The 279-nt window shown below is 50.5% G+C and carries 1 protein-coding gene; it reads right to left on the bottom strand.

Features of this window, described 5'->3' with window-relative positions:
• Positions 1-69 precede the first annotated feature (69 nt).
• The coding region (locus tag ACSNOG_RS33225) for a hypothetical protein (protein ID WP_436756390.1) at positions 70-279 on the bottom strand (210 nt) is incomplete at its 5' end.

Raw genomic sequence — 279 nt, forward strand, 5'->3', positions numbered from 1 at the left:
GTCTAATAGCACCTGAATCAATCTGAGGCTGTCAATGTTAAGGGAAAGCTTGCAGCACCAAGGCATTGTTTAAACGGCTTTGCGCGAAGCGGTTAGAAAATACAACGCATACAAGGCGCAGACGCCGGCAATGAAGCCATATCCGCCAAACACATCGAATTTCGACGAAAAGTATCCGAAGCCTAAGCCGATTGCAATTAGTACCGCCTTCTCCCCCAACGACTGGAATGATCCCATCGTCGCCCGCATTCGGGAGTCTGCCCGGTGTTGGAGATATCC

The organism is Streptomyces sp. URMC 124, assembly GCF_051386455.1.
In the GTDB taxonomy this organism is placed as follows: domain Bacteria; phylum Actinomycetota; class Actinomycetes; order Streptomycetales; family Streptomycetaceae; genus Streptomyces.